Origin of the sequence: Paenibacillus vietnamensis (assembly GCF_020169515.1) — a bacterium.
GTDB lineage: Bacteria > Bacillota > Bacilli > Paenibacillales > Paenibacillaceae > Pristimantibacillus > Pristimantibacillus vietnamensis.
This window is the reverse complement of sequence record NZ_JAHMHW010000004.1, coordinates 16,463-40,120: the sequence shown is the minus strand read 5'-3', so window position 1 is coordinate 40,120 and position 23,658 is coordinate 16,463. Positions and strand designations below refer to the sequence as shown.

The window sequence follows — 23,658 nt, the reverse complement described above, 5'->3', positions numbered from 1 at the left end:
GACAAAAATAATGGGCAATTTCCGGGCCGAATAAGCATAGAAATGTTATATCTCAATAAAGAGTCAGCACTACCTCAATAGAACGTCTAGAGACCAATCCCGGGCGTAGAACGATTAGTGGAATGCGGAAGCGATGGGAGGAGGCACGGTATGGACATTTTTAAGCGAATATCGGATTATCAGGCTGAGAGTGAGAAGCTTGCATGGACAGGATCGTTCAAGGAATATATTGAGCTGCTCAGGAAGGATCCAACTCCGGCCATGACCGCACATTCTCGCGTTTATGAAATGATTGAATCTTACGGGGTGGAGGAAGTCGGCGGGCATAAGCAGTATAAATTTTTCAGCCAGGAAATATTCGGCTTGGACCGGGCTGTCGAGAAACTGGTTGAAGAGTATTTCCATTCGGCGGCCCGCAGGCTGGATGTCCGAAAACGGATTCTGCTGCTGATGGGTCCCGTAAGCGGAGGCAAATCGACGATCGTCACGATGCTGAAAAAAGGGCTCGAGCGTTTCTCCAGAACGCAAAGAGGCGCCGTGTACGCGGTGAAGGGCTGCCCGATGCATGAGGATCCGCTGCATCTCATTCCGCAGGAGCTCCGGCCGGAAATCGAGAAGGAGCTGGGCGTCAGAATCGAAGGCAACCTGTGCCCATCCTGCCAGATGAGGCTGCAAACCGATTACCACGGCAACATCGAAAATGTGCTCGTTGAGCGCGTATTCATCTCCGAGGATAACCGCGTCGGGATCGGCACATTCAGCCCGTCCGACCCGAAATCGCAGGATATCGCGGACTTGACGGGAAGCATCGACTTTTCGACGATTACCGAATACGGCTCGGAATCCGATCCGCGCGCTTACCGGTTCGACGGCGAGCTCAATAAGGCGAACCGCGGCTTAATGGAATTCCAGGAGATGCTAAAATGCGACGAGAAGTTTCTCTGGAACCTGCTCTCGCTTACTCAGGAAGGCAACTTCAAGGCCGGCCGCTTCGCCCTCATCAGTGCTGACGAATTGATTATTGCGCATACGAACGAATCCGAGTATAAGTCGTTTATCAGCAATAAGAAAAACGAAGCGCTGCATTCGAGGATGATCGTCATGCCGGTGCCTTACAACTTGAAGGTGTCGGAGGAAGAGAAGATTTATTCGAAGCTTATTGCCCAAAGCGATATGAGGCATATTCATATTGCGCCGCATGCGCTCCGCGCTGCCGCTATTTTCTCCATACTTACCAGACTCAAGGAAACGAAGAAGCAGGGCATGGATTTGGTCAAAAAAATGAGAATGTACGACGGCGAGGAAGTGGAAGGCTTCAAGGAAGCGGATCTGAAAGAAATGCAGAACGAGTATCTGGAAGAAGGCATGACCGGCATCGATCCGCGTTATGTCATCAACCGGATTTCAAGCGCCTTAATCAAGCGCGATACGCAATGCATCAATGCGCTTGACGTGCTGCGCGCCCTGAAAGACGGGCTCGATCAGCATCCTTCCATTTCGAAGGAAGAGCGTGAGCGGTATCTGAACTTTATTTCGGTCGCCCGCAAAGAGTATGACACGCTTGCCAAAAAGGAAATTCAGAAGGCGTTCGTTTACTCTTATGAGGAGTCCGCCCGCACCTTATTCGAGAACTATTTGGACAATATCGAATCCTACTGCAACTGGTCCAAAATCAAGGATCCGTTAACCGGCGAGGAGATGGATCCGGACGAGAGGCTCATGCGTTCGATCGAGGAGCAGATCGGCGTCTCGGAAAATGCCAAAAAAGCGTTCCGCGAAGAAATTCTGATCCGGATTTCCTCGTACTCCCGCAAAGGGAAAAAATTCGATTTTACAAGCCACGAAAGGCTCCGCGAAGCGGTGGAGAAAAAGCTGTTCGCCGATCTGAAGGACGTTGTCAAAATTACGACTTCGACCAAGACGCCGGATGAAAGCCAGCTGAAGCGGATCAACGAAGTAACGAAGCGGTTAATCGACGAGCATTGCTATTGCCCGAATTGCTCGAATGAGCTGCTGCGCTACGTAGGCAGTCTGCTCAACCGTTAACTCGGCGCCGCGGCGGCATGGAACGTCAGAGAAGCTGATAGACAAATGTCTATCGGCTTTTTCTGCCGTTCCAAAGTTTAAAAAAGATTTCGATAGCTAACAATAATTGAGGCTCCTTTTCCGATATAATAGATGGTAGTCGTTACATACTTGTCATCGGAGAGGTCGTGCAACATGATCAACGTTAAGCCAGAACGTCAAAAACAGCTTGCCTTTACGGGAATAACCGAGCGGGATTTACAGCGGCTGGCGGAATGCAAACCCGTCTTCGAACAGATCGTAAATGAAGTGGTGGACCGGTTTTATGACCATATCGGCCGGCAGCCGGAGCTTGTCGCTCTGATCAACAGAGTCAGCAGCATCGAAAGGCTGAAGGAGACGCAGCGCTGGTATTGGCTGACTCTGGCCGTAGGAGTCGTGGATCAGACGTATATCGATAACCGCATCAAGATTGGGGCTGTTCATTCCAGAATCGGCTTGACGACCGACTGGTACCTGGGCACTTATATGATTTATTTGGATATTGCTACGAGCGTGCTGCAGCGGGTGCTTCCGGGCGGCTGGCAGGAAGTAGTGCATGCGCTCACGAAAATGTTCAATCTGGATTCTCAGCTTGTGCTTGAAGCGTACAACTTGCATGAACAGCAGAAGGTGCAGGAGCTTGCGGATACGCGCTCGGCTATGCTGGTGACGGTGACGAATGCGGTGCAGGAGCTGTCTGCGCTGATGCTTGAGCTGGACGAAGGTGCGCAATCCATCGCAGCTACCGCGATTTCCACATCGCAATCGCAGGATAAGACGCATACCTTGCTGGAGGAACTGCGCGGGGAGCTGAACGGCATTACGGAGATGGGAACGCTGATTCGGGGAATGTCGGACCAGACCCATCTGCTTGGCCTGAATGCGGCAATCGAAGCGGCAAGGGCAGGAGAGCATGGACGCGGCTTCGAGGTTGTTGCAGGTGAGGTGCGCAAGCTGGCCGCTTCGTCCAGGAATGCGCTGGAGGGCATACAAACGAAGCTGTCGGAGATCGATAAGAAGCTGGCAGCCGTTCGACGCGAATCGGAGCAAACATCGGTGGAGGCCCGCAACCAGGCCGCCCGCTCGCAGGAGCTGGCTTCGTTTGTGCATATGGTCGACAAGGTGACCAAGGATTTGCAGCAGCTGAATCAATCCTAGTTCCATACGATCCTTGGGTGAAACAGGAATTCTCTCTTTCGGAGGATTCCTGTTTTTATGTAAAGTAAGTTGACACAATTTTCAGACAATAGTATGATAATCCTAACATTATAGTGCTAATAAGAAAATAATGTTAGGTTTTTTATACATATTTCTAACGCGAAAGTTCGAAATGTGCATCATGGAGGAGGCGGTTGTCATGTCGACGGCCAAGCAGTCGCATTCGCATTTTTACGATCCACAAACCTTTTACGATGAAATGTTCGAAAGGGACTTTTCCGTCCGGAGTCATTATGATAGCGTACACCGATTGTTCGGAAAAATGAAGCCGGCGGAGCTGGCCGTTCGCCAACATGCGATTAACCAGCGGATGATGGAGGAGGGCATTACCTTTACGCTTTACAACGGGGAGCAAAACGAGCCGCTCGAGCGAACGATACCCTTCGATTACATCCCGCGGGTTATTCCGAGGCATGAATGGGATGCCGTCGAGCGGGGCGTCAAGCAGCGGATCCGCGCGTTAAACGCTTTCGTGCATGATGTTTATCACGGGCAGCGCATCGTATCGGATGGAATCATTCCAAGGCGGATGATCGTATCCAATACATATTTCCGCCCCGAAATGGCCGGTCTGCATGTACCGGGGGGCATTTATATTACAGCTTCCGGGATTGATTTGATTCGGGATGAGAAAGGCCGTTATTATGTTCTCGAAGATAATTTACGTTCGCCGTCGGGCTTCTCCTATTTGTTCAAAGGCCGGACTTTAATGAGCGAACTTTTCCACGATTTGTATTTGGCAAGCTCCGTAAGAAGCATCGACCGCAGCTTGAACTGCTTCTTAAGCTCGCTCCGCGCGTTATCTCCTAACGGCAACCGCGATCCGTTAATCGTCCTGCTGACGCCGGGTTCTTACAACTCCGCCTATTACGAGCATACGTTTCTGGCCCAGCAGATGGGGATTCATTTGGTCGAAGGCCGGGATCTCGTGTACAAAGACCATAAAATTTATTTGCGGGACTTGCGCGGTCTGCGCCGTGTGGATGTCATTTATCGCAGAATCGACGACGATTTCCTCGATCCGCTTGCGTTCCAGCCGGATTCGATGCTCGGCGTTCCGGGGTTAATGAACGCTTACCGCGCCGGAAACGTTGCGATTGCCAACGCGCCGGGCACCGGCGTAGCCGATGATAAGGCGGTGTACGCGTACGTACCGGATATGATCAGATATTATTTAGGCGAAGAGCCGATTTTGCATAATGTGCCGACCTATATTTTGACCCGTAAGGAAGAAAGGGATTATGTATTGGACCATCTCGATCAGCTGGTTGTGAAGGAGACCTCGCTGTCGGGCGGCTACGGCATGCTGATCGGTCCGTGTGCTTCATCCAAAGAAATCGAGGAGTTTGCGGACGCGATCCGAAGGGAGCCGGAGCGGTATATCGCCCAGACAACGATGAAGCTTTCGCGGGCACCCGTCATGATCGACGGTGTCATGTCTCCGCGGCATATCGATCTCCGCGCCTTTGCGCTAATGGGCGAAGAGACGCATGTCATTCCGGGAGGATTAACCCGTGTGGCGATGAAGGAAGGCTCGCTTGTCGTCAATTCATCCCAAGGCGGAGGAGTCAAGGATACGTGGGTGCTCAATCGATAAAGAAACGGAGGGAAATGCGATGCTGAACCGGAATGCAGAAGCTTTGTTTTGGATCGGCCGCTATATGGAGAGGGCTGAGAATCATGCCAGATTAATCGATGTTCATTATCATCTGCCGTCGGAGGAGGAGCTTACGTCAGCCGAACGGGAGGCGACAGGCCCGAATGCCAAATGGGCGAGAATCGTCGATGCCCTCGGCAGCCGGGAGGCATACGAGCAGCAATACGGCGATTACAACGAACGGGACGTTCTCTTCTATACGACGCTGGACCGCGATAACACTAATGCTCTCCTTTCCTGCGTCAGTCATGCCCGGGGCAATCTCCGTACGCTGAGGGAGAAGATGCCGAGCGAGTTATGGGATACGACAAATGCCTTTTATTTGTGGCTGCGGGAGAAGCAGCCGGAGGATCTGCTCCGTGAATCTCCGCATCTGTTTTACGGCAAAATCAAAGATTGGACGGCATTATTTTTGGGTGTCAGCGAGTCCGTCATGCCCCGCGAGAACGAATGGCATTTTATTAAATGCGGGCGTTACCTGGAGCGCGCCGAGAATACGCTGAGGATCATCAAAGCGGTAGGCAATGCAGCAAATGGCGCAGGCTGGAACAGCTCGAGCGCATATCCTTATCTTCAGGCCGTTCTTCGCTCCGTAAGCGGCTATCAGGCTTACCGCCGCTATTATGCGGATGTGATGTCGGCGGATGCGATTGTCGAGTTCGTCGTACTGAATGCCGCTTTTCCTCGTTCGCTGCAATTTGCGCTGCATTCGCTGGATGAACATATGAAGCAAATCAAGCTACAGGACAAACAGCTGATGGCCGCTCATGAACGCGTCATCCGGCAGGTCAGCAAAGTTAAAGCGGATATGGCATGCCTGGAGCGGGAGGATATGCTTGTTGACCGGAACGGTGCGATCGTAGCCCATTTGCTCGATGCGTGCCAGCAGCTGGGCTTCTCGTTCGCCAACACCTTTTTTCGAATCGGGGAGGCAAGCGCATGAAGCTGAGTATTTCGCATGTGACCGAATACGAATACGCGGAGCCGGTAACGGACAGTGTCAATGAGATCAGGCTGACGCCGAGCACCAATGAGCGGCAATCCTGCTACCAGCAGGCGATTTCGGTCGAGCCTAACGCTTCTCTCTTTTCTTACGAGGACTACTTTGGGAACAGGGTACATGCTTTCTCCGTCAATGGGCCGCATAAGAAGCTGACCATCCGGACGGCGATGACGGTCGTGACCAGGAAGGCGCCGACGGCGGAGGAAAGGGCACATTACTTGAGCGGGAAATCGCCGTTGCAAGAGTGGGAATGGTTAAAGTCGGAGGAAGCGGCGAACCGGTTCACGGAGTTTATGCTGGGAACGGAATATACCGAGGTAACGCCGGAGGTCGAGCGATTTGCACGCAGTCTGATGGGAGAGAAGGGGAACGACGAGACGTGCGTGCTGGACTGGTTAACCGCTTTGTCGGGAAAAATCCGCTCCGACTTCCTTTATGACCCGGAAGCGACGGATGTCAAGACGAGAACGGCCGACATGTTCGAGCGGAAGCGCGGCGTGTGCCAGGACTTCGCCCATTTGATGATTGCTTCAAGCCGTGCGTTCGGCATACCGTCAAGGTATGTGAGCGGCTATCATTTTGTAGGCGATTTGCAGGGCGGCAGCGCGGATTTCGAACAAGCGTCGCATGCCTGGGTGGAAGCCTTCGTTCCGGGACTCGGCTGGTGCAGCTTCGATCCGACCAATGCGGACCCCGTCGGCGAACGTTATGTCAAGTTGGGACACGGACGGGACTACAAGGATATCGTTCCCGTTAAAGGCGTTTACCGGGGCACGGGCGAGCAAAAGCTTCAGGTTACGGTGGATGTCCGCAATATCGAAGACTGAGAACCGGCTTCAAGCCGAAGAATGAAAAATGATCGCTTGCGACATAATAGATCGGGTTACACAAATTGTTAAACATCAGGAGGAAAAGACGATAATGAACCAATTTAACGCAAACAATTCCCAGCTTTCGTCGCAAGCGGAGCAGCTCGTTCAGCAGCTTATTCATCAGACTCAGCAGGCTTCCATGCAGTATCAGCAATTATTGAAGCAAGAGCAGGAAAATGCGGCACTGCTGCAGCAAATCGCTCAGCGCGAGCAGCAGGCCTCCCAAATTATTCAGACGGCGCTCCACGGTCATCAAACGGCAATCCAACAGCTTCAGCAAATTTCCGGTCTTTGCCATCAAATGGAGAGCAGCATCTCCCACCAAATTCCAACTTATATGAGCTCCCAACAACAAGCAACCGGATATTCGAGCTTCAATCAGCACTAAGTCAATATAGCCGCACAGCAAACCCCCATGCCGGGTAGAGCATGGGGGTTTGCTTTTTTTATGACCGGATTATTTTCAGAGGCTTCTCGGCAGGACCTTCGACCACTTCACCGCGATAGGAGAAGCGGGAGCCATGACAAGGACAATCCCAGGTCCGCTCTCCGTCATTCCACTCTACCTCGCAGCCCATATGCGTACAGGTCGTATCGACAAGGAATAACTGCCCGTCGGTATCCCGATAAGCACCGGCTCTGCGTCCGTTCACCTTGACAACGCTGCCTTCATCGTTAGCCAGCTCCTCTGGCCGCTTATGTACGAGCTCCAGCTTGCCTGCGATCAGATGCTTGGCGACGTTGGCGTTCTCGCCGACGAGGTTCACGATTGTTTTGGCGGACAAGGCACGAGACGGCGAATACAGCTGCTCATATGGATTTTCTTTTTCCATAATCAAATCCCGGATCAGAAGTGCCGCCGCCGTCCCGTTCGTCATGCCCCATTTGCGATAGCCGGTAGCGATGAAAATGTTCGGGGAAGAAGCCGTTATCCTGCCGATGAAAGGCAGCTTATCACCCGTGACAAGATCCTGTGCGGACCACCTGTAGACGATCTCCTTCAGGCCGAACTGCTCCTTCGCAAATTTTTGCAGCTCTTCGTAATGGTTAATCGTGCATACGCCCTGACCCGTTTTATGGCTTTGTCCGCCAAGCAGCAGCATGCCGCCGCCATCGGCCAAATTCACGCTCCGGACCGATCTCTTCGGATCTTCGGCGCTTAAATACATACCGCCCGGATACTCATCTTCGACCTTTAGCCCAAGCACGTAGGAGCGGTCCGCATGCATTCTTGCAAAATAAAAGCCATGTCCGTCGTAAAAAGGGAAGTGCGTGCAGGCAACCACTTGCTTACAAGTAATTTTATACCGATCGCCGGTCACCACTCTCGGCAGCGGACCGGGCTCGACGTCAACGGCGGTCGTACCCTCGTAAATTTCACCTCCCAAATCGGTGAATGTTTTGATGAGCGCATGAAGATAGTGAAGAGGATGAAATTGGGCTTGATTGTCCATCTTCACGGCCGCCTTCGAAGGAATCGGCAAAGGGATGCGGCTTTCGAGGGAGCCCTTGATCCCAAGCTTGTCGTAAGCCTTCATTTCGTCTTCCAGCTTCGATAAATAGCTGTCGGAATTCGTATACACATAGGCGTCATGGCGGACTAAGGCGCAATCCGCTTTCAGCTTCCTCGCCGTGCTTTCAATAAACCGGGTAGCATCCATGCTCGCTTCGTAATACAGCCTCGCGTTTTCGGCTCCTCCTTGCTTGATCAGCTCATCGTAAATAAGGTCATGCTGCGCGGTAATTTTGGCGGTCGTGTGGCCCGTCGTTCCGCTCAGCAGCTTGCCGGCTTCAAGCAGGACGACCTTATATCCTTCCATCGCCAGCAAATAAGCGGTCGTTATGCCCGATAAGCCTCCTCCGACTACGGTAACCTCAGTATCCAAATCATGCTGAAGCTTGGGGTAATCGGGGAGGGGCTTTGCGGAATCCAGCCAGTAGGATTCCGGAAACCGGGGCAGCGAAATGGGACTCGTCATGTGCGGCCTCCTTTAATCTTCTTTTGCTTCCTTAATTTGTTCGTTTGGATGAAATCTATTCGTTTTTGAATAGTGACACCCCTCCCGGCATATAGCTGGATTTAGGGATATAGTTGAGGGAGGGAAATCGGAAAGATGGACGAACAGGCCTGGTTCGAACACCGGTTTTGGCTGCAAATTTTAGGGGATCATGCAAGGTTTATTTACCACGCTCTCTCGCCTGATGAAACACGGGACGTTCAGACCGCCCAGAGCTTTATCCGGTTGTTTGACGGACTTCTCGCCATCGCCAGAAACCCCGGCGGCTCTGAAACGGTTTTGACGGAAATCAACAAACAAGCTCACGACGCGGTTCTGAACCTGAGAAGGTTCAAGCTTCAACTGCTGGACCGGAAGCTCCTCGCCCAGGTGCAAATCGGGCTGACTCCTACCTTTCTCAATCATATGGTAAACGAGCTGGAGGAATATTTGAAAATCTTGAACGAGCTGGTGGCTGGAAACCCGGTGCCGCGTTTTCCGTCCCTGCATCATGACCTGCTCTGGCTGCCGGATGCGGCCGGTCATGCCGCGTCGATAGCAATGGATCTGGATTCCGTAGAACAGAGGCTGATTCAAAAAAGCGAGCAATTCGAAAAGCATTTTAATGACTTCTACTTAAAGGCGATTGAGCTGACCGGATATTTCCGGACGATGCGCGAGCATTACCCGGCGCTGGCGAAATTCCATTCGGACGTAAACGTGGAGATGGCCATTTTTATGGCTTTTTTAAAGGAGCTGGAGGAGCAGGGCATAACCGCGGAGATGCTGAGCCGGTTAAATCCGCTGGTACCGGATCATATGTACAGGGAAGAATGCTATTATTTGTTGAAGCTGTCCCAAAGCGGCGCAGCGGCGCCTCCTAATTGCGATCCTGCAAAGCCGCGGCTGGAATAAACCGCATCGGATAGGACATTTTAAAGGGGGTGATCGTCGATAAAGGAGGAACGCTTGCGTTGGAAAGCTCATTTGAACATGCCGTCATGCCCCTTACCTCAGTAACCAGCGGCGAAGGGCTCGCTTACCGGCCCGACATTTACTGCTACCCCATTCAAATCGTCAACGTTTGTTTCATAGGAGATCCCTCCAAGAAGGAAGAGGGCTGGGTGCTCATTGATGCGGGCATGCCCCGGTCGGCCGGTAAAATTATTAAAGAAGCAGAGGAGCGGTTCGGAGCCGGCCCGAAGGCTATCGTGCTGACGCATGGACATTTCGATCATGTAGGCGCTATCGTCGAGCTGATCGAGCATTGGCAGGCGCCTGTTTATGCGCATAAGCTGGAGCTGCCGTATTTAACCGGGCAAAAAGATTATCCGCGTGCGGATCCGACGGTGGATGGCGGGCTTGTCTCGGAGCTGTCGCCGTTTTTCCCTCATGACGGAATCGATTTGGACAATCGGGTACAGGCACTGCCTGAAGGCGGAAGCATTCCCGAGCTTCCCGGCTGGAGCCTTATTCATACGCCTGGACATACGCCGGGACACGTCTCGCTGTTCCGGGAGGAAGACGGCACGCTTATCGTTGGTGATGCATTTGTTACGGTCAAGCAGGAATCGCTATACAAGGTGATGATGCAGGAGCAGGAAATTAGCGGGCCGCCAAAATATTTTACGACGGATTGGAATTTGGCTGAACAGTCCGTCAGGAAGCTGGCGTCGCTTGAGTCGTATATGGCGATTACCGGGCACGGAACGCCGATGTTCGGGGAGCCGCTTAAAGCAGGATTGCAGCTTCTTACGGAAAAATTTCGGGAAATTGCCGTCCCCGAGCATGGCCGATACGTTCATTAACCGCAAAAGAGCTGCACGAACCCGAATCCGGCTTCGCGCAGCTCTTTTGCTTATACTTCGATAACGATCGGAAGAATCATCGGCCTTTTCTTCGTTTGGGCGTATATAAATTTTCCTGTCGTTTCCTTCACCCTGCGTTTGAGCGCCGGCCAGTTGGCAAGATCGCCGGTTTCCTCGATCGATTTGACGGTTTGGCGAACGACTTGCCTGACTTGGCCGATCAGCTCTTCGGATTCCCGCACGTATACAAATCCCCGGGTAATGACGTCTAAGCCGATATCGGCATTCTCGGCCAAATGCAGCGTCATGACGAGAATGATAATCCCGTCTTCGGCAAGATGCTTCCTGTCGCGCAGCACGATGCTGCTGACGTCTCCGATGCCCCAGCCGTCTACAAGCGTGTTTCCGGCTGTGACTCTCCGGCCCCGGCTCGCCGTTTGATTCCGGATGTCGACAACCTCGCCGTTGTTCACGATATGAATGTGATCGGGCAGCACTCCGACCGATTCGGCAAGCTGGCGGTGCTTGACAAGCATCCGGTACTCGCCGTGAATCGGAATAAAAAATTTCGGTTTCATCAAGGCGAGCATGAGCTTAAGCTCCTCTTGGCTGGCATGGCCCGATACGTGCATGCCGGTTTGCTGACCGGAACCATAGATGACTTTGGCGCCCAGCAGATACAAATGGTCGATCGTCCTTGCCACGTTACGCTCATTGCCCGGAATCGGAGACGCCGCGAAAATAACGGTATCGCCCCGCGATATGCTGAAATCGCGGTAGCTGGCGCTTGCCAGCCGCGCCAGAGCGGCCATCGGTTCGCCTTGGCTGCCGGTGCAGAGAACGGCAACCTTCTCCGGAGCCAGCTCGTTGGCCGTATGGGCATCGATCAGCATGTCGGGCGGCATGCTGAGATGGCCAAGCTCTATGGCAACGGAGACGACGTTGACCATGCTTCTGCCAAGCAAGAGAAGCTTTCTATCCGTCCGGAAAGCCGCATCGATGACCTGCTGCACGCGATGAACGTTGGAGGCGAAGGTGGAGACGAATATTTTTTGACGGGCTTGTTGAAAAGCCCCCTCCAGCTGCTCGCCCACTTGCCGCTCCGAGGGCGTAAAGCCCGGCCGTTCTGCATTCGTGCTTTCGGATAACAAAGCTAGGACGCCGCTTTCTCCGATGCCGGCCATTCGATGAATGTCCGGAAAAGCCTGGTTTACGGGAGTAAGGTCGAATTTGAAATCTCCCGTATGTACGACCGTGCCTTCCGGCGTATGGAGGACGACGCCCAAACAATCCGGAATGCTGTGATTCGTTCGGAAAAAGGTGGCCGAAATTGTCCCCAAATCGATACGGGAGTCCGGGGTGATCTGGTGAAGCATCGTTTGTTTCAGCAGGCCGTTCTCAGCGAGCTTGATTTTGATTAAGCCTAAAGTAAGGCCGGAGCCGTAAACGGGGATATTGAGCCGCTTCAAAATATAAGGAATCCCGCCGATATGGTCCTCATGACCGTGGGTAACGATAAGGGCGCGTACTTTCTCCCGGTTTTCAAGCAAATAAGTGATGTCCGGAATGACCAGATCGATGCCGAGCAGACTTTCATCGGGAAATTTGGACCCGCAGTCAATGACGACAATCGATTCGCCGTATTGAACGACATACATATTTTTACCGATTTCATGTACGCCGCCGAGCGCAAAAATCGATAATGATTCCTCTTGCATCGTTTGATTGGCAGCTTCCACGGCATTTCCTCCTGATGATCTGTATTAAAAACTAAACACCCTGTAACATTTCCCAGGGTGTTTAGTTCGAGTAACTTGTTATAAAAGGCTGTTAAGTGCGATCGCGGTCGCGTTCGCGGTTGCGCATGCCGGCTAATCCGAGCAGTCCAAGCAGACCAAGCCAGCCCCAGTCGAAGTCTCTGTCGTCGTTTGTAGCGTAAGGACGGTAGTTGTTCGTACGAACTCGGCCGTTATCCATGCCGTCAATTGTGTTGATGTCCGTGCCTAATGCACGGTTCGTGTTTGTAATTCCACGGTTGACGTCTTGGCGAATTTCGTTTCCTACTGTTCCGTTATTATTGGTGCCGTAAGTTCCCGTGCGGTTCATGTTGTCGGCGAAGGCAGGCACAGCAGCCGCCAGCATAAAGCAAACCATCAAGCTGAGCATCAAAACAGTTTTCTTCATGTTCTTACCCCACTCGTATTGGATTTAATTACGAGCTTATCTTTGTCTTAATGCCGTTCCTTTATGAGTGGTTAAATTTATCAAATGAACCGGCCGGATCAATCCCGCTTCTTTCGCCGCTCCTTGAAAAGGCGGATAAGCGTTGTGATTCCAAGCCACAGAGCGATAAATATGCCGGACAGCGTAAGGACAAAAGCAAAATGCTGAAAAATCGAGTAGCCTTGCAGCTTGCTCCAATCGATATCTCCCTTCAAGTCCTCGATGACCTGGTTCATTCCATAAATGCCGCTGACTACCGTATAAATCGTCAAAATCAGCAGCAAATAATTGTTCCGTTTGGAATTGAAGTTTTCCTGGTACTTATACAAATCGGCCAGCGTATGTTTTACGTCGCCGAACAGCTCTTCATTGCCGAAATGATTCCGGAGCTGAATGAAAATTTCCTTCCCTTGCGATTGCGAAACGACTTCATTAAAATAATACTTTGCCGAAAAGGACGTAATCGACCGGATCAGTTCCTCGATCTTATCCTGATTGGCGTCGAGCCTGACCTTCGAATACAAAATGGACAGCTTGAGAAGCACGATTTTATGGAACAGGTTAATGAGAAGGGCATAATAATATTCACCGTACATATGATTCGCAAGCTTCGTAGTGATGTCGCGCTTCTCCTTCGTCAGGCAAACAAACGACGATTCGTCCGTCATGTAATAAGTATTAGGGCCCCAGCGGTCGTACCGGTGCTTCTCTACATACCGGTCAATATAGCTGACGTTCGTAGAACTGACATACGGCCGATTGCTCAAATCGACTCCGTCGACTTGCGAAGCCCGGTACAGGTCGACATTTGTAATGTCGTGCTCGTCCCGAAAGGAAAACAATCCCTGCACATACATTCGTTCATCGACAAAAAAAGGATGCTTGGCAAAATAAGTTTCGCTCATATTTTCCGAATCAACGTAAGAAACCATGTCGGGCACGAGCGAAGCAAACATAAATTCCTCGACATCGTCAAACTCTTGCCCGCCGGATGTCCAGCGCGTCTTTTCGTCTTGAGCGTTCCGGTTTTGCAGCACCCGGAAACGTTTGGCGAATTCCAGGGCATCCGTAAAGGTAACCTCTTCGCAAGGCAATTCGACCCGTACCGTAACGAAGCCAAGATCGAAAGGACAAAGAAACACATCCACCGATTGCACGGTAAACCCGATTTGGCGGTAATCGGATTTCATGGCACCGCTTTGCATCAGCGATTTTGAATAACGGTGCAGTCCGGGATCAGTATCATGATGCGGAAATAACATCGTATTGGTAAAAGGCAAATAATATCTTTCCAGATTGAGGTGGGAAACCGAATAACGTTCGCCGTAATAGGCGTTTTCCATTTCGGTATGGTCGAGTGAAAAACGTTTGTAGCCATCGTATTGAAGCTGCTTCCTCAGCTTATCCTGGCAGTTTGTATTTAGCGAGAACGGGAAAATAAACTGAAACAATGCGGCATTCAGCTGTTTTTCTTCTATGACGGGCTTCGCCATCGCAGCACTCCTCCATTTCAAGCGAAAACAATGTACTGCCTAATACACGATTCGGACTGTTTCTAAACGGAGCACTAAGGGAGAACGGTAGGTTAGAGGCTATGATTGTTTAGATTGGGGCATGTACGCAAATCCATTTCGTTTGCTACGATATTTGTGTAGTAGAATTGTTATAGAGAGGGGAAAACAAATGAAACAGAAAAAATGGATTTCGCTCATGCTAGTTCTTGCTCTTACATCCGTTGTCGGCTGTTCGTCGGGAGGCGGCAGCAATTCCGGCAATGAAACGAACGCTACAGGCGGGGAAACGCAATCCTCGCAAAACGCCGACGGCAAATTCGATCCGCCCGTCACCATTACGACCGCCCGGCCGGTAGGGACGGACTACACGTTTATTAATGGAGAGGATATCAACAACAACGTTCATAATAAATGGGCGAAAGAGAAGCTGGGCATTGAAATCAAGGATCTTTGGAATACGGCCGATAACGGTGCGTATCATACGAAGCTCAGACTTTCGCTGACGACGCAGGATCAGCTGCCCGATGTGTTCATCGTGCAGGACGTGAATTTGATCGCAGATTTGATCCAATCCGGCAAGGTGAAGGATATCGGAGCGGATTTCGATAAATATGCAAGCGACCGGATCAAGAAGATTTATGAAGACAACAGCGCGGCATTAAATCAAGTGAAAAAAGGGGATCAGCTGCTTGGTCTTCCGATCTATGCGGGAGGCGACGGAACAAATCCCGTCCTCTGGATCCGCCAGGATTGGCTGGACAAGCTTAACTTAAAAGCTCCGACGACGATTGAAGAATTTGAAGCGGTGATGGATGCGTTTACGAATCAGGACCCGGACGGCAACGGCAAGAAGGATACGTTCGGCTTCAGCTTGTCCGCACGCAACGGCTTTTCGAACTGGATGTCCGACGTAAGCTTCGTATTCGGTGCTTATACCGGTAAGTTTATTCCCGGAGCCTGGCAAAAAGCGGACGACGGCACGCTGAAATACGGCTCCGTACAGCCGGAAATCAAGACAGGCCTCGGAAAGCTGCAGGAGTGGTACAAAAAAGGTTATTTGGATCCCGAGCTTGCGGCAATCGATGAAGTGAAGGCGACGGAAAGCTTTATCCAAGGCAAATCCGGCATGATCGCTGCGCCGTTCTGGGCGTACGGATGGCCGCTTGGCGACGTAAAGGGGAACAATTCGGACGCAATGCTTAGAGCCTACATTCTGCCGACCGGTCCGGACGGCAAATCCTCTCGTTACACCGGATATGTGAACGAAGGCAAGGTTATGATGTTTAACAAGGATTTTAAGCACATGGATGCTTTCTTTACTTATTTTGACAAAATTTATGATCATCCATTCGAGACGGGCGATTTCAAGAACGGCTTCTTTGAAGGCTATGATTATGCTATGGCAGACGGAGAGCCTGTCTACGATCCGGCGAAGTTCCCGACTCCGATCGAAAAAGCGGCTTCTTCGGGCAAATACAACTTATTCTGGAATACTCCTGCCATTCCGTTCAACGATTCTTCGATTTATGATTATATGTTCAACGGCGGCGAAGTGAAGTCGAGGAAGCATAAAGAGATTGCGATCCAGGATCCGGAGATGATCCGGGCAGGGGCCTTGAACTACCAAATGAGCAATATGAATGCGCCGACCGAGTTCCTTGGAGCTCCGACCGAAACGATGAGAAGCAAAAGCGATAATTTGAAGACGATGGAGCTCGAGACGTTCGCCAAAATCATTTACGGCAACGAACCGCTGGATAAATTCGATTCCTTCGTGGCGGATTGGAAAAGCAAAGGCGGCGATCAAATCGAAAAAGAAGTTAACGAATGGTATAAGAGCGTAAATCCTTAATCAATGACAAAAAGCTGTCCTCATGCGTGCAGACGCTTTCAGGACAGCTTTTTTTCGTTAATTATATTAAGCTTGGCGGTTGCGGTAGTTTTGCGGCGTACACTCGTAAAATTCCTTGAAGATATGGATAAAATATTGCGTTTTCTGATAACCGACCTCCTTGGCGATATCGGCCACCTTCCTATTGGTCGCGGTCAGAAGCCGTGCGGCTTTCTCCATTCTCATTCTGGTAATATAGGCCGATAAGCTCTCGCCTGTTTCTTTTTTATACAGCCTGGACAGATAGACCGGATGAAGATAGACATGCTCGCCTACGCGGGTAAGAGAAACGTCTTCCTGCAGATGGCGATCGATAAATTCATGGATTTGCCGGACAATATGGCTGCGGTTAGACGAAACATCCTGCAGTGACCGCTTGAATTGCTCGATCAGCGGGAGCGCCCATTCTTTGATCTGGTCCGTGGATTGAAATAGAGAAGTCTCGCGCTGAACCGAGGGAAGGTCGACCATCTCGGCAAACGAATCTCCTTGCTTATGCGCCATGTAGGAGAAGCAGCCGAACAAGTAATAGACGACCTCCATGAGATGCTGCTGCGCCCGGTAAGCGGGCATATTCAGCTCCTCCAGTATCAGCTCGAGCTTACCGGCAACCTCCTCCCAGCGTCCAGAGTCCATTAATTGCTGCAGGGTCGGAGATTGATGAAGTCTGGTCAGCGATTTCATCGCCGGTTCGCCGATTGCATCCTCCCTGGACGTCTCCAGCGCAAGAACGACGCCGCTGCGGGTGCCTATAGACCTCCAAAATACGTTTAATGCTTGTAAATATTGCTGCTGAAGCTCATGCTGAAACGCGAAAGGCTGCGTGTAAAGCACGGACAGCGTTCGTTTCATATAATCTTGGACGGCCGTTTGCAGCCTGCCGATCCGCAAGTCAAGCTCCCGCCGGTCTTCGAAGCGACCGGCCGGCAGTACGGCGATAACCAAACGGTTGTAATCTTTGCAGGACCATAGGGAAGGGATATCCGTGATCTGCTCGAAAATAATCTCCTCCGCCATATTCAGCAGAGCAAAGCTAAGCAGTTCGTAGTCCTCGCGCTTGATGTCTTCCGTTCCCGTTTCGATTCTAAACAGTACGAGGCTGCACGGCGTTTCCGGTCCGAAGGGCAAATTTAGTGCTTTAAGATGGCGCGTTAATTCACCCGAGGCATATTTCTTTCCGAATAACAGATCGAGCAGCAGATGCTCGCGCATACGGGTAATCCCAAGCTTCAAGACGTCGCTTGCCGCTTCGAGATGCTCCTTATGACGTTTTTCATCTTCTATTTTGACTAATACCTTCTTCAGGCACATCAACACTTCATCCTCGGTGACGGGCTTAAGCAAATAATCGGAAGCCCCTAGCTGCAGCGCCTTTACGGCATAGGAAAAATCGGAATGGCCGGATAATAAAACGACCTTCGTAGCCGGGTATTTCCGCTGCAGCGCCGAGACCAGCTCGAGCCCGCTCATCTCCGGCATCCGGATATCCGTCACGACGATCGCAAGAGGAACGCGGCTTGCGAGATCGAGCGCCTCCTTTGCGGAGCCCGCACGATAGACGTTCGCGATTCCAAGGCTCGTCCAAGGAATATCCGTCTCCAAATAGTCTAAGACATAATCCTCGTCATCTACCAGTAATACGTTCATTGGATTCCTCCTGCTTCGTTGACAAGATTTGAAGGGTTACGCGGAAGCCTCCCCATTCGTTAGTGGAGAAGCTCAGCCCGGACTGATTGCCGTACCGGTTGACTAACCGGTGGTGGACGTTTCTCAGCCCGCAGCCCATCTCCTCCGCAGCCTGATAGCTGCTGTGCACGCGCTCGTTCAGCGGTTTTAGCTGCTTCTCCGGCAAGCCGGCTCCGTCGTCATCCACCACGATGGTATAAAGGGCGTCGTTGCTGAAGCCCTGGATTCGAATTTTTCCCGAATCCCGTTTCTGCTCGATGCCATGGACAATCGCATTTTCTACAATCGGCTGCAGCAGAAGGCTTGGGACGGAAAGCCCGAGCATGGCGGGCGGAATGTCAATCGTATACGTCAGCCTCTTATTTCTCAAGGATTGCACTTCCAGATAACTTTCGATCAGGCGGATTTCGTCCTCCATAGCGGTATTTTCGCCGGCTTTGCGTGTGATATAGCGGTAGAAATCGGATAAATTTTTGGCCATGGAAATGACGGCACCAGGCGATTTGTTGGCCATGCTCACAATATAAAATAAGCAATTGTACAAAAAATGCGGGTTGATTTGCGACTGCAAATGCTTGTATTCAGCTTCCCGCGTCCGGACTTTCTCTTCATACACGTTCTCGATCAGCGATTGGGTGCGGGAGGCCATATCGTTGAAGCGGTCGAACAAATAATCGAATTCGGTATTCGTTCTCAAGGTGGCCCGGCTCGCATAGTCGCCCGTGCCGAGATTTTCAATCTTGCGGACCAAATAACCGAAAGGCATGCGGAAATGCCTGTAAAACATAAAGGAGATCGTAATTCCCGCAATAAACAGGAAGAACAGGCTGCCATTGACGAGCCAATTCACCTTCTGAAGCGGACCCAGAAACTCGTCCAATTCGATATAGGTGACCAGTGTGCCTCCGATGGAAGGGCTGCTCATCGCTTGAACCAGGTATTCAATGCCTCCCATTTCAAAGACGGCGGCTTCGGGCTCCTCCGTATTGCCGCCCTCCAGTACGTTCTCTTTCATGAGCAGCGGCAGCAGGCCTTTGTCGACATCTTCATTTGCAATCAGATCATCCTCGGAAAAATAAAAAAAGGATTTGCCGTTTCCCGTCTCGTCAAGTCCCCTGAGCACGGTTTGCAAGTATTGGCTAGATACGGTAGTCTCCACAATCGATACGGTATGGCTCAAATCCGTTGTGATGACCGAAGGGCTCGTAAGCAGTAAATGAAAGCTGAGCTTCCCGTCGTTTTTCTGGGCGAACCAGCGGTTTTTCGGCTTTTGGACGAGCTCTTCGTATCGAAACTGCACGTTTCTTGATGTTGATACGCTTTCCCGGGAGGACGGCCAATAGGCGGTTAATTCGTGAATGAGAGGTTCGGCCTGGCTTTGCAGCTCAAGCTTCTCTTCAATCGTCTTACGGAGCAATAAATGATTTAAATACTCGGGAAATTCCCAGGAGCTTGCATAAGCCTGGATCGTCGGATCGTTTGCCAGCAGCAGCGTCTGCTTTTCGAGCTGCCGAAGCGATTGCTCCATCTGCTGGATCGTAAATTCCAGCTGCTTGGCTGCCGAGCTTTCAAGCGTTTTCCGGACTACGTCCTTACTTGCTTGATTGGCATAAGCGAACAATAAAGTTGCCGGGATGAGCAGAAAAGCCAGCATAAGCAGCAGCTTCTGGAACACCTTATATTTTACCATGCAGATCTCCGCCTTCGTTGTTGTTAGCTCAATAGGTTTCGAGAGGGGTTATAGATGTTAAGACCTCGTCATAGGTAGGGTCAAAGGCCGTTGGTATAATAGTAGCAGAAGCTGTCGAAAGTGCAATCACGGCAATTATAGAGAGGGGTATTCGTATGAAAAGCGGAATACTGGCGCCTGCCGCACGGCCTGTGGCGGTCAAAGCGGAATCGAAATGGAGAAAGGGGCTGAAAAAAACGTGGCCGCTTCATCTGCTGATTTTGCCGGCGACTGTGATCGCTGTCTTGTTTCATTATTTGCCGATTATCGGGCTTGTCATGGCCTTTCAGGATTATAAGCCATGGCTCGGTTTTTTCAAATCCGAATGGGTCGGACTGCAGCATTTCGAAGCTTTGTTCCTGTTCGACGAATCGGTGCAGGTGATCTGGAATACGCTCATTATTTCGGTGCTGAAGATCGTATGCGGTCTATTCGTGCCGATCGTCATTTCTTTACTGCTGAATGAAGTGCGTAAAAACGGAATCAAGCGCGGCATTCAGACGCTTGTTTATCTTCCGCACTTCCTGTCATGGGTTATACTTGGCGGGATCCTCATCGACTTATTGTCGGTAAAAGGAGGCATCGTCAACCGGATGTTAACCGACTGGTTCGGCATACAGCCGATCTTCTTCCTCGGGGACGGCGACTGGTTCCGGTTCGTCGTCGTCGTCAGCGATATATGGAAGGAATTCGGTTTTGCGATGATTATTTACCTGGCGGCGATCGCCGGCGTAAATCCGGCATTGTACGAAGCGGCGGAGGTGGATGGAGCGACCCGCCTGCAGCAGACGATCAACGTGACGCTGCCGGCCATGATGCCGATCATTGTCGTCGTGGCGACGCTGCAGCTCGGGAACGTGCTGAATGCCGGCTTCGATCAGATTTTTAACTTATATAATCCTCTCGTTTACGCCAAGGGCGATGTCATCGATACGTTTGTTTACCGCTCGGCCATGCTTAACGGCGATTTCAGCTTTGCCACTGCGGTAGGCTTGTTCAAATCGGTCATCAGCTTCGTGCTGATCATCGTATCCTACCGGCTGGCTTACAGATTCGGGAACTATCGGATTTTCTAAACAATGAGGGGGATGGCATATGTACTATAAATCACCGGGGTATCGAGCTTTCAGCATTTTCAATCATCTTTTTATGATCATATTGTCGCTGCTTTGCATTTTGCCGCTTATGCACGTGCTCGCGGTATCCTTCAGCGGCAAATCGGCTGCAACAGCAAATATTGTCAACCTTTGGCCGGTCGATTTTACGCTCGAGTCCTACGAGAAAACGATCGATAACCCCGCTTTTATAAGAGCGCTTCTGTATTCGGTTTACCGGACCTTACTCGGGACTGCGATCGGCATGGGGGTTATTATTTTCGCCGGATATGCTTTATCGAAGCGAAACGCGGCGTTTAAATCACGTAACGTCTACATGTGGTTTTTCGTGTTTACAATGCTGTTCTCGGGCGGTCTGGTACCGGGCTACATCCTGATAACAAATCTGAATCTGATTAATACGATTTGGGCGCTCGTTCTTCCGTCGGCATTAAGCGTGTACAACATGATACTGCTGATGAATTTCTTCCGTACCATTCCGGCGGAGCTTGAGGAAGCGGCGCTGATCGACGGAGCGGGGCTGTTCCGGATTTTGTTCAGCATACATTTGCCGGTATCGATGCCCGCGCTGGCGACAATTACATTGTTCACGCTCGTCGGTCATTGGAATTCCTGGTTCGACGGACTCATCTACATGATGGATACAAAAAAATATCCGCTCGCTACGTTTCTGCAAACCGTTGTCGTGCAGCAGGATTTCAGCAAGATGAGCATTAACCCGCAGGATATGGAAAATCTGTCCCAACGGACGGTTAAAGCGGCGCAAATTTTCATCGGCGCGCTGCCGATTCTGCTCGTCTATCCGTTTCTGCAAAAATACTTCGTAAAGGGCATCGTGCTTGGTGCCGTGAAAGAATAGGGAAGGGGCTGTTAAAACGTGGAAACATACGGTTTGCCGTCCGAGGCATTTTACTGCAGCGCAAATTCCGTGATTCATCCGATCGACGCGAACGGGTTCCGTATGGAAACTACGAAGCAGGGCGGAAGCGTGCAGATGCCGGCCGGAACGGTTCCGGCAAACGTCTGGGCGAATTACGGTTATTTGGTGGCGGACATCTATCATGAATCTCATGACGTTCTTGTTGTCATTTTTTCCTTTACCGATGCGGCGAACCGCAAAATTGACGTTCATTACGGAGTATTGCCTCATGCTGCAACAAGGATATGCCTGCCAATGACGGCATTAAACGGAGAGAAGCTGTTTCTTGCCCGCTATCCGGGCGTTATGCAATCCGTGCTGCGTGGAGATGCGTTCGTGGATCGAAACCGGATTGCCGGCTTCTCGGTCTCGACGATCGCTTCGGTGAGCGAAAGAAGTCTGGTCATCTCCGGGTTGTCCTTACGGCAAGCCGTTCCGGCCTTTCAGTACGAGAAGCTGCTCTATATCGATGAACTCGGCCAGCTGTCTGGAAAGGATTGGACAGGTAAAATGAGCGGACCGGATGAGCTTGCCGACTCTTTGAGGAAGGAGTGGGAGCTTACCCGGGATGACATCTCCATCGCCGATTACGGCCCGTATGGCGGCTGGAAGCAGCTTCGTTTCGAAGCGACCGGTTATTTCCGGACGCATCATGACGGCGAGCGATGGTGGTTCGTCGACCCGGACGGTTATGCTTTGTTCAGTGCCGGAATGGATTGTATCCATCCGGCCGAAGCGATGCATGTATCCGGAATGGAGCATCTCCTGCCGGAGCTTCCCGGCAAAGACGGGGAATTCCGCGAGGCGTGGGTGCAGCGCGGCTACAGCTTCGGCATTGCCAATCTGATCCGCGCATTCGGTGCGGATTGGCACGAGAAGTGGGCGGAGCTGACGGAATTCCGCATGAGGAAGTGGGGATTGAACACGATCGGCAACTGGTCCAGTCCTGCCTTTATCCGGCACTCCCGGCTGCCTTACGTTTATCCGATGGCGGACTTCCCGTCCACGGAGCAGACGATTTTCAGAGATTTTCCGGATGTATTCAGTCCGGAATACGAGAATCATGCAGCGGTTTTTGCAGAGCAGCTAAACTCGCTCAAGGATGACCGCCGGATGATCGGTTATTTTATGCGAAACGAGCCTCATTGGGCATTTGTCGACGGCTTGAACCTGACGGAGCAGCTGCTCCGGTCGCCTGTCCGTTTCGCCAGCAAGTCCGGCTTCATTGATTGGCTCAGAGCGAGGCATGGCTGTGAGGACTTGTGGAATGCCGCTTGGGGCACTTCTTTTGCGAGGTTTGAGGATTTGTACGACTCTGCGGCATACGATGAATGGCCGGACAGCCCGGCCCGCCGGGAGGACTTCGCCGCATTTAACCGTATTTTGATCAGGCGTTATGTGGAGGTGCCCGCCAAAGCTTGCAGGAGAGAGGATCCGAACCATTTGAATTTAGGCATGCGTTACGCATGGGTAGGCAGCAGCGATGTGCTTGAAGGCTGCGAGGCGTTCGACGTATTCTCCATTAATTGCTATCAGTTCGAACAAGACCGGGAAATGAGCCGGCGTATCAGCGTGCGGCTGAACAAACCGCTCATGATCGGCGAATTTCATTTCGGGGCAGCCGATGCCGGCCTGCAGGCTTACGGTATACGCGCGGTAGAGACCCAAGCCGACCGGGGAAGGGCTTACCGGTTTTTCGTCGAGCAGGCGGCTTCCATGCCGGAGCTGATCGGCGTTCATTATTTCCAGCTGAACGATCAGCCTGCTTTAGGCCGATTTGACGGTGAAAATTATCAAATCGGAGCGGTGGACGTATGTCAGCAGCCTTACCGGACGTTTGGGGAAGAGATGAAGCAGGCGCATGACCGGATGTATGCGATTCGAGTCGGGATGCTGGCGCCGAGCGCCGATTGTCCGAAGGAGATTCCGAAAACGGGCTTTTGACGGAGAAGCGGGAAA

General features: G+C 51.6%; 18 protein-coding genes. 12 read left to right on the top strand and 6 right to left on the bottom strand.

Annotation, left to right across the window (positions count from 1 at the left end):
- Nucleotides 1-150: 150 nt before the first annotated feature.
- The 6 genes from KP806_RS10540 (at nt 151) to KP806_RS10515 (ending at nt 7,205) form a co-directional block, all read left to right on the top strand.
- Entirely contained in the window at nt 151-2,046 is a 1,896-nt protein-coding gene (locus KP806_RS10540) for a PrkA family serine protein kinase (protein WP_224723559.1), read from the top strand.
- A gap of 174 nt (nt 2,047-2,220) precedes the next feature.
- Nucleotides 2,221-3,225, top strand: coding sequence for a globin-coupled sensor protein (locus KP806_RS10535; RefSeq protein ID WP_224723558.1), 1,005 nt, complete (start codon nt 2,221-2,223; stop codon nt 3,223-3,225).
- Between the two features lie 199 nt (nt 3,226-3,424).
- Nucleotides 3,425-4,882, top strand: a complete 1,458-nt coding sequence (locus KP806_RS10530) for a circularly permuted type 2 ATP-grasp protein (protein WP_224723557.1) — start codon at nt 3,425-3,427, stop codon at nt 4,880-4,882.
- Nucleotides 4,883-4,901: 19 nt separating this feature from the next.
- Nucleotides 4,902-5,885, top strand: a complete 984-nt coding sequence (locus KP806_RS10525; protein ID WP_224723556.1) for an alpha-E domain-containing protein — start codon at nt 4,902-4,904, stop codon at nt 5,883-5,885.
- Nucleotides 5,882-6,772: a transglutaminase family protein gene (locus KP806_RS10520; protein WP_224723555.1), complete on the top strand. Its 891-nt coding sequence runs from the start codon at nt 5,882-5,884 to the stop codon at nt 6,770-6,772. The genes KP806_RS10525 and KP806_RS10520 overlap by 4 nt, the downstream gene beginning before the upstream one ends.
- Before the next feature lie 94 nt (nt 6,773-6,866).
- Nucleotides 6,867-7,205 carry an AMP-dependent synthetase and ligase gene (locus KP806_RS10515; RefSeq protein WP_224723554.1) on the top strand — a complete coding sequence of 113 codons (339 nt, stop codon included), beginning with the start codon at nt 6,867-6,869 and terminating at the stop codon, nt 7,203-7,205.
- A gap of 58 nt (nt 7,206-7,263) precedes the next feature.
- Here KP806_RS10515 and KP806_RS10510 read toward each other — a convergent pair whose 3' ends face one another.
- Nucleotides 7,264-8,796 carry an FAD-dependent oxidoreductase gene (locus KP806_RS10510; RefSeq protein ID WP_224723553.1) on the bottom strand — a complete coding sequence of 511 codons (1,533 nt, stop codon included), beginning with the start codon at nt 8,794-8,796 and terminating at the stop codon, nt 7,264-7,266.
- Between the two features lie 135 nt (nt 8,797-8,931).
- Between KP806_RS10510 and KP806_RS10505 the strand changes: the two genes are divergently transcribed.
- Together KP806_RS10505 and KP806_RS10500 are read left to right on the top strand one after the other, a co-directional pair.
- The gene (locus tag KP806_RS10505) at nt 8,932-9,729 is read left to right on the top strand and encodes a DUF2935 domain-containing protein (RefSeq protein ID WP_224723552.1); all 798 of its coding nucleotides are present in this window, start codon (nt 8,932-8,934) and stop codon (nt 9,727-9,729) included.
- An 86-nt stretch (nt 9,730-9,815) separates the two neighbouring features.
- Nucleotides 9,816-10,622: an MBL fold metallo-hydrolase gene (locus tag KP806_RS10500; RefSeq protein WP_224724014.1), complete on the top strand. Its 807-nt coding sequence runs from the start codon at nt 9,816-9,818 to the stop codon at nt 10,620-10,622.
- A 50-nt stretch (nt 10,623-10,672) separates the two neighbouring features.
- On the opposite strand, the gene KP806_RS10495 is transcribed toward KP806_RS10500, so the two are convergent.
- The 3 genes from KP806_RS10495 to KP806_RS10485 all read right to left on the bottom strand — a co-directional run bounded on the left by KP806_RS10495 (nt 10,673) and on the right by KP806_RS10485 (nt 14,338).
- On the bottom strand, nt 10,673-12,340 hold the full coding sequence (locus KP806_RS10495; RefSeq protein WP_224724013.1) for a ribonuclease J: 1,668 nt from the start codon (nt 12,338-12,340) through the stop codon (nt 10,673-10,675).
- A gap of 112 nt (nt 12,341-12,452) precedes the next feature.
- Nucleotides 12,453-12,806 (bottom strand): WGxxGxxG family protein, encoded by a 354-nt coding sequence (locus KP806_RS10490; protein ID WP_224723551.1) that lies wholly within the window; start codon nt 12,804-12,806, stop codon nt 12,453-12,455.
- Between the two features lie 98 nt (nt 12,807-12,904).
- Nucleotides 12,905-14,338 (bottom strand): hypothetical protein, encoded by a 1,434-nt coding sequence (locus KP806_RS10485; protein ID WP_224723550.1) that lies wholly within the window; start codon nt 14,336-14,338, stop codon nt 12,905-12,907.
- Nucleotides 14,339-14,528: 190 nt separating this feature from the next.
- On the opposite strand from KP806_RS10485, the gene KP806_RS10480 reads away from it, so the two are divergent.
- Nucleotides 14,529-16,211, top strand: a complete 1,683-nt coding sequence (locus KP806_RS10480; protein WP_224723549.1) for an extracellular solute-binding protein — start codon at nt 14,529-14,531, stop codon at nt 16,209-16,211.
- A 66-nt stretch (nt 16,212-16,277) separates the two neighbouring features.
- Here KP806_RS10480 and KP806_RS10475 read toward each other — a convergent pair whose 3' ends face one another.
- Together KP806_RS10475 and KP806_RS10470 are read right to left on the bottom strand one after the other, a co-directional pair.
- Nucleotides 16,278-17,897 (bottom strand): response regulator transcription factor, encoded by a 1,620-nt coding sequence (locus KP806_RS10475; protein ID WP_224723548.1) that lies wholly within the window; start codon nt 17,895-17,897, stop codon nt 16,278-16,280.
- Nucleotides 17,875-19,626 (bottom strand): histidine kinase, encoded by a 1,752-nt coding sequence (locus KP806_RS10470; protein WP_224723547.1) that lies wholly within the window; start codon nt 19,624-19,626, stop codon nt 17,875-17,877. Before KP806_RS10470 ends, KP806_RS10475 begins: the two co-directional genes overlap by 23 nt.
- A 155-nt stretch (nt 19,627-19,781) precedes the next feature.
- On the opposite strand from KP806_RS10470, the gene KP806_RS10465 reads away from it, so the two are divergent.
- Genes KP806_RS10465 through KP806_RS10455 form a run of 3 tightly spaced genes read left to right on the top strand, consistent with a single transcriptional unit; the run spans nt 19,782 to nt 23,643 of the window.
- Nucleotides 19,782-20,741: an ABC transporter permease gene (locus KP806_RS10465; protein ID WP_224723546.1), complete on the top strand. Its 960-nt coding sequence runs from the start codon at nt 19,782-19,784 to the stop codon at nt 20,739-20,741.
- Nucleotides 20,742-20,760: 19 nt separating this feature from the next.
- Complete coding sequence (locus KP806_RS10460) at nt 20,761-21,639, top strand: carbohydrate ABC transporter permease (protein ID WP_224723545.1); 879 nt, start codon at nt 20,761-20,763, stop codon at nt 21,637-21,639.
- Nucleotides 21,640-21,657: 18 nt separating this feature from the next.
- Entirely contained in the window at nt 21,658-23,643 is a 1,986-nt protein-coding gene (locus tag KP806_RS10455; protein ID WP_224723544.1) for a hypothetical protein, read from the top strand.
- The last annotated feature ends 15 nt before the right edge of the window (nt 23,644-23,658 follow it).

Excerpts from the sequence above, each read along its gene's own strand:
- KP806_RS10515 (WP_224723554.1), top strand. The coding sequence starts at position 6,867 with ATGAACCAATTTAACGCAAACAATTCCCAGCTTTCGTCGCAAGCGGAG.
- KP806_RS10470 (WP_224723547.1), bottom strand. The coding sequence starts at position 19,626 with ATGGTAAAATATAAGGTGTTCCAGAAGCTGCTGCTTATGCTGGCTTTT.
- KP806_RS10500 (WP_224724014.1), top strand. The coding sequence starts at position 9,816 with ATGCCCCTTACCTCAGTAACCAGCGGCGAAGGGCTCGCTTACCGGCCC.
- KP806_RS10495 (WP_224724013.1), bottom strand. The coding sequence starts at position 12,340 with ATGCAAGAGGAATCATTATCGATTTTTGCGCTCGGCGGCGTACATGAA.
- KP806_RS10485 (WP_224723550.1), bottom strand. The coding sequence starts at position 14,338 with ATGGCGAAGCCCGTCATAGAAGAAAAACAGCTGAATGCCGCATTGTTT.
- KP806_RS10520 (WP_224723555.1), top strand. The coding sequence starts at position 5,882 with ATGAAGCTGAGTATTTCGCATGTGACCGAATACGAATACGCGGAGCCG.
- KP806_RS10480 (WP_224723549.1), top strand. The coding sequence starts at position 14,529 with ATGAAACAGAAAAAATGGATTTCGCTCATGCTAGTTCTTGCTCTTACA.
- KP806_RS10490 (WP_224723551.1), bottom strand. The coding sequence starts at position 12,806 with ATGAAGAAAACTGTTTTGATGCTCAGCTTGATGGTTTGCTTTATGCTG.
- KP806_RS10540 (WP_224723559.1), top strand. The coding sequence starts at position 151 with ATGGACATTTTTAAGCGAATATCGGATTATCAGGCTGAGAGTGAGAAG.
- KP806_RS10475 (WP_224723548.1), bottom strand. The coding sequence starts at position 17,897 with ATGAACGTATTACTGGTAGATGACGAGGATTATGTCTTAGACTATTTG.
- KP806_RS10505 (WP_224723552.1), top strand. The coding sequence starts at position 8,932 with ATGGACGAACAGGCCTGGTTCGAACACCGGTTTTGGCTGCAAATTTTA.
- KP806_RS10525 (WP_224723556.1), top strand. The coding sequence starts at position 4,902 with ATGCTGAACCGGAATGCAGAAGCTTTGTTTTGGATCGGCCGCTATATG.
- KP806_RS10510 (WP_224723553.1), bottom strand. The coding sequence starts at position 8,796 with ATGACGAGTCCCATTTCGCTGCCCCGGTTTCCGGAATCCTACTGGCTG.
- KP806_RS10460 (WP_224723545.1), top strand. The coding sequence starts at position 20,761 with ATGTACTATAAATCACCGGGGTATCGAGCTTTCAGCATTTTCAATCAT.
- KP806_RS10530 (WP_224723557.1), top strand. The coding sequence starts at position 3,425 with ATGTCGACGGCCAAGCAGTCGCATTCGCATTTTTACGATCCACAAACC.
- KP806_RS10535 (WP_224723558.1), top strand. The coding sequence starts at position 2,221 with ATGATCAACGTTAAGCCAGAACGTCAAAAACAGCTTGCCTTTACGGGA.
- KP806_RS10465 (WP_224723546.1), top strand. The coding sequence starts at position 19,782 with ATGAAAAGCGGAATACTGGCGCCTGCCGCACGGCCTGTGGCGGTCAAA.